Below are 2,747 nucleotides of genomic sequence, written 5' to 3' on the forward strand. Positions count from 1 at the left end.
GCTAAGCGTTCACCACGGCTAAGCGTTCACCACGGCTAAGCGTTCACCACGGCTAAGCGTTCACCACGGCTAAGCGTTCACCACGGCTAAGCGTTCACCACGGCTAAGCGTTCACCACGGCTGAGCTTGTGTCGGCCCGCGCAGGGCGGGCCGACACATGGTTCGCCGCGGAGGCCTCCGGACAGGTACGGTCTAAGCACCGCTTATTCGCGGCCCGAGGGAGCACCATGACCACCCGCCCGACCCTGCGTCACCGCCCTCTGTCCGTTCTCACCTGGGTGATGCTTGCGGCATCCGTGGTGCTCATCGTGTTGAGCACGGCGACGTCCGGATTCTCGGGCCTGCTGCTGATGGTCGGGAGCATCGGCGCGCTGACCTCTCTGTACAGCCTCCTCACGGGGCGAGAGTCGTGGGCGATCATCCCCTCACGTCGGTTCGCGGCCGTCTACCTCGCGGGCGCCGTGGTCGTCACCGTCATCGGCGTCTCGCTCGCGCCGCCGAGTATCGCCACCGATCTCGCGAGCACGTCCGACAGTCCGACCCCGACATCGAGCCGCGCGACAGCGCAACCGACCCCGACACCATCACGAACACCCACGGATGCCACTCCCCTCGACCCGGAGACCTCCACGTTCGCATCCGACGATCCCTCCACTGCACTCACGGACCCCAGCGACACCGATATGCTCGCCACCGCGCTGCTGGCCACTCTCGCGGTCAAAGGACGCGCCGCGAAGACGGGCTACGACCGCACCGGCAGTTTTGGTTCCGCGTGGCTGGATATCGATCGAAACGGCTGCGACACCCGGAACGATATCCTGGCCCGCGACCTGACGGGAATCGTGACGTCCGGGTCGTGCCGGGTGCTCACGGGCACGCTTCAGGGGCCGTACACGGGAAAGACCATCGGTTTCGAACGGGGCTCAAGCACGTCATCACTCGTGCAGATCGACCACGTCGTCGCCCTCTCGAACGCCTGGCAGACCGGGGCGCAGCAGCTGACCCAGGCTCAGCGGGTCTCGCTCGCCAACGATCCGCTCAACCTGCTGGCCGTCGACGGCCCCACCAACTCGAGTAAGGGCGACGGCGACAGCGCGACCTGGCTGCCCCCGCAGAAGTCGTACCGCTGCGCTTACGTCGCGCGACAGATCTCGGTGAAGGCCACCTATGGGCTGTGGGTCACGGCCGCCGAACAGCAATCGATGACGCGCATCCTCGCCACCTGTCCCGACCAGCGCGCGTCCGCGTCGGACTTCGCGCCGGTCGCCGTCGGCGCGCTTCCCGTTGAGGAACCCGCCCAACTGGCGCCGGTCGTTGCGCCCGCGCCGGTTGCACCGGCACCGGATGCCACGTACTACCAAAACTGCACGGCAGCACGGGCAGCACGGGCAGCAGGCGCGGCGCCCGTGCACGTGGGCGATGCCGGCTACGGCCGCCACCTCGACCGCGATGGCGACGGGATCGGCTGCGAGTAGGCATCCGTTCGCCCCGACAGCACGCCCGCTCGCGTGGTCTCGATCGCTCCTTCGTCGCGCCTCGACCAGCGGGAGGGGTGGCACGCGGGAACCGCCGGTCGCGCAACGCGGCACACGCGAGCACCGCCGGTCGAGGCGCGAGACACGCGGGCACCGCCGGTCGCGCAACGCGGCACGCTGAAACCGCCGGTCGCGGAACGCGGCACGCTGAAACCGCCGGTCGAGGCGCGACGAAGGAGCGATCGAGACCAGGCGAGACGTCCCTCGCACGGCCCACACGGTCTCAACCCGCAGAGCGGGACGACCGCTCAGGCCGCGGTCGGCGCGTCGGGGCGTTTCATCGAGGGGCGCGCGCCCCAGGTGACGGGGTTATCGATGACCGCGGCCAACTCCATGCGTTCGATCGGCCGCAGCACGGTGGGCCGGGCTTCGAGCCAGACCTGCAACTCGCGCGCATCCACTACCGCCATGGCGGGGGTCTTGCCGCGCACCACGATGAAGCGGGCACCGACGAGCGCAATCACGGGCCGCACCGGCGCCCGCAGCGGAATACGCGCCCTGAGCAGGGCGGTCACGCGTTGAGCCTCGACGACCGCGTCCTGGCGGTACGCCATGCGCCGACCCGACACCCGGATGGTGTCCTTGTCGACCCAGATCCACTCGCCGTCGGAATGGCGCGTGTTGATCGTGAAGACCCCGCCGGGGCCCACCATCAGGTGTTCGGAAACTGGGCCGGAGGGCCCGGCCGGAAAGACCGCCCAGTCCAGTGGCGGTTCCTGCAACAGAGTCGCGAGGGCGAGTTCGCCCTGAGTCGTGAGGTAGCCGCGCGCGGGTGCCGACTGACTGGGCACAGGCACGGTGCGCAGGCGCTGCTCGGGGGGTGACGCCGCTGGGTGGCGACGTCGGATGGAGGGTGCATGAGTCATGGTGTACTCCTCGCCGGGTTTCATATCCTGCCACCGCCGCAGGTGAATACCTACCCCCCCCCCCGACGGAGTATTTTTCGTGAACGGCAGAAGTTTTCGCCCGCAATAGCGCCCGGCGCTGCCGAGAAGCACCGCATGGCGGCGCATTCTCGGCGGGGCTGCCGTCACGGTCACCCCTCGGCAGGCCCACATCGCGCTCGGACACCCGTTTGCGAGGCGGCCCCCGCCACACAAGGCTCGCGGCACCCGTTTGCGAGGCGGCACCCCGCCACACACGGCTCGCGGCACCCGTTTGCGAGGCGACACCCCGCCACACACGGCTCGCGGCACTCGTTTGTGAGGCGGC

The 2,747-nt window shown here is 69.3% G+C and carries 2 protein-coding genes; one reads left to right on the forward strand and one right to left on the reverse strand.

Annotated elements, in window-relative coordinates; genetic code table 11:
* The first annotated feature begins 227 nt into the window (after nucleotides 1-227).
* A complete protein-coding gene (locus JF66_RS18440) occupies nucleotides 228-1,475 on the forward strand; it encodes a DUF1524 domain-containing protein (RefSeq protein WP_231556504.1) in 1,248 nt (415 codons plus the stop codon).
* A 308-nt stretch (nucleotides 1,476-1,783) separates the two neighbouring features.
* Here the strand turns inward: JF66_RS18440 and JF66_RS21955 are convergent, their stop codons facing one another.
* Nucleotides 1,784-2,401 carry a nuclease-related domain-containing protein gene (locus JF66_RS21955; RefSeq protein WP_197059485.1) on the reverse strand — a complete coding sequence of 206 codons (618 nt, stop codon included), beginning with the start codon at nucleotides 2,399-2,401 and terminating at the stop codon, nucleotides 1,784-1,786.
* Nucleotides 2,402-2,747: the final 346 nt, after the last annotated feature.

The organism is Cryobacterium sp. MLB-32 (assembly GCF_000738085.1).
Taxonomy (GTDB): domain Bacteria; phylum Actinomycetota; class Actinomycetes; order Actinomycetales; family Microbacteriaceae; genus Cryobacterium.

Bases quoted from the DNA above. Each gene is read 5' to 3' on its own strand.
- JF66_RS21955 (WP_197059485.1), bottom strand. From the start codon at position 2,401: ATGACTCATGCACCCTCCATCCGACGTCGCCACCCAGCGGCGTCACCC.
- JF66_RS18440 (WP_231556504.1), top strand. From the start codon at position 228: ATGACCACCCGCCCGACCCTGCGTCACCGCCCTCTGTCCGTTCTCACC.